Genomic DNA, 2744 nt, shown 5'->3' with positions numbered 1-2744 from the left:
GCCAGGAACTCGTCCAGCACGAACACCCGGGTGTTGACCACCGGCACACCGATCGCCACCTCCCCGGCCCCCGGGTCACAGGCCCACAGCGTCGCGTCGACCGTGGTCTCCGCGGGGCCGTAGGAGTTGAACAGCCGGTGGCCACGCGACCAGCGCGCCATCACCTCCAGGGGGAGCGCCTCACCGCCCGTCACCAGAACGACGTCCTCACCGATCGAGGCCTCGTCCAACGTCGCCAGGACCGCCTGCGGCAACGCCACATGCGTCACCGCCCGCTCGGCCAGGAAGCTCGGCAGAGCCTCGCCCAGGCGCCGCTCCGGCGGGACGACCACCAGGGTCGCGCCGGTCAGCAGGGCCATGAACCACTCCCACGCGAACGCGTCGAAGCCCACGGACCCGTACTGCCCCACTCGCGCACCGGCACCGACCCCCAGCCGGCGCCGTTGACCCGCCACCAGGCTCGCCACCCCGGCGTGCGACACCAGCACACCCTTGGGACGACCCGTCGAACCCGAGGTGTAGATCACGTACGCGGCGTCCTGCGTCCGCACCACGACGTCCAGCGGGCCGCCGTCCAGTGCCGCGAGGTCGAGGTCCTCGACCAGCACCGCGCCGGGCACCAAGGTCTGCGTGGCGACGGAGGCCAGCACCACGGCCGGCTCGGCGTCGTCCAGCATGTAGGCGACACGCTGCGCCGGGTACTCCGGGTCGATGGTCATGTAGGCGCCACCGGCCTTGAGCACGCCGAGCACCGCCACCAGCAGTTCGACACCACGCTCCAGGCAGACACCCACCACCGAGCCCGCGCCGACGCCCTGTCCGGTCAGATACCGGGCCAGGCGGTTCGCCCGCGCGTCCAGTTCGCCGTACGACAGCTCGATCCCGTCGGCTTCCACGGCCACCGCGTCCGGGGTGCGCGCGGCCTGCGCGGCGAACAGCTCCGGCACCGGTGCCGGACCGACCTCGGCCGACGTCTGGTTCCACACCACGAGCATCCGGTGCCGGTCCTCGGAGGAGAGCACCTGGACGTCCCGGAGCGCGTCGTCCGCTCCGCCGTCCAGTGCCCGCTCGACCCGGGGGAGCAGATCCTCGACGGCGGTCCGCAGCAGCCGCCCGACGGCGGCCGGGGCGATCGGCGCGACCGCGTCGATCGCGAGCGACATGGAGTCACCGTGGTCGTCGACGGAGACGCCGAGCGGGTAGTTCGTGCGCTCCCGGGAGGAAAGGACCCGCATGCCCTCGGGGCGGGCATGGCCCTGCTTCTCGGTCTCGGCACCGGTGTTGTGACGGTAGTTGATCAAGGAGGTGAAGACGGGAGTGTTGCCGGGGAGGCCACTGGCCTGCTGGGCCAGGGCCAGCGAGGCGTGCTCGTGCTCCAGCAGCTCGGCGAGCTGCCCGCGCATCGCCGTCACCGCCTCCAGTACGCCCGCCTCACCGGTCCTCACGCGCACCGGCAGCGTGTTCAGGTACAGGCCCGCCACCCGGTCGGCGCCCGCACCCGCGTTCATCCGGCCGAACAGCACCGTGCCGAAGACGACGTCGTCGTGGCCGCTCACCGCCGCGAGGACCCGGGCCCAGGCAAGGTGCATCAGGGTCGCCGGGCTGGTCCCGACCCGGCGCGCCACCGCCCGCAGCCGCTCGACCGTCTCGGGCGCGAGCGGCACCACGGCACGCTCGACGGCCGCACCGTCACCCTGGACGTCCACCAGTTCGTAGGGCGCCGTGGGCTCCGTCACGTCACCCAGCAGCGCAGCGAAGTAGCGCTCGTGCTCGGCGCGTTCGACCCCGCCCCGTACCTGCGCCACGAAGTCGCGGAACGGCAGCGGACGCGGCAGTTCGCCGCCACGCCCGGCCAGGAAGGCCGCCACCTCGCCGAGCAGGACCTCCAGCGCGGTGTGGTCCTGCACCAGGTGGTGGAGCCGCAGCAGCACCAGCCAGCGCCCGCCCTCCCCCAACGCGGCCGCATGCACGTCGATCAGCGGGGCCCGGTTCAGATCCATCGACAGACCCACGGCGGCCTGGAGTTCGGCGGCCCCGTCGGCGGCCTGCGGGTCCAGGGCCACCTCGGTCACCGGCAGTGCGGCGTGCCGCCAGACCACCTGGACGGGCTCGCGCAGTCCCTCCCACACGAACGAGGTGCGCAGGATGTCATGCCTGTCGACGACCTGCTGGAACGCACGGGCGAAGTCGTCGACCCGCTCCCGAGAGTCCATCTCGATGACCACCGGCATCAGGTAGGCGTCCTCGCCGCCCTCCGCCATCAGGTGGTGGAACAGCAGACCCTCCTGGAGCGGGGCCGGCGGATAGATGTCCGCGATGTTCGCGGCACCGCCGTCCACGCTCCCGGCTATACGCGCGATCTCCTCGCCGGTCAGGTCGACCAGCGGCAGCATCTCCGGGGTGATCTCGACCGCGTCCGCGGGGATCAGGTTCGCCGGCACGGCGACCTCGTCCACACCGGCAGAGGCCGCCAGACCGGCCGGCGTCGATGTGTCGAACAGCGCCCGCACCGACACCGACACATCCTGCTTGCGCAGCAGCTCGACCAGCTGCACCGCCAGCAGCGAATGACCGCCGAGCTGGAAGAAGTCGTCGTCGACGCCCACCTTGTCCAGTCCCAGGACTTCGGCGAAGGCCTGGCAGAGGGCTTCCTCGCGTTCGTTCGCGGGGGCACGGCCGGTGCCCGCACCACCCGACGCCTCGGGGGCGGGCAGGGCCTTGCGGTCGAGCTTGCCGTTACCCGT

1 protein-coding gene is annotated in these 2744 nt (G+C 72.4%); it reads right to left on the bottom strand.

The window, feature by feature from the left end; genetic code table 11:
* A partial coding sequence (locus AB0L59_RS42160) for an AMP-binding protein (protein ID WP_365593492.1) occupies positions 1–2744 on the bottom strand: 2744 nt, incomplete at both ends.

The organism is Streptomyces sp. NPDC052109 (assembly GCF_040680195.1).
Classification (GTDB): Bacteria; Actinomycetota; Actinomycetes; order Streptomycetales; family Streptomycetaceae; genus Streptomyces.
Note: the sequence above shows the minus strand (reverse complement) of the source record. Positions and strands in the feature narration are given on the sequence as shown.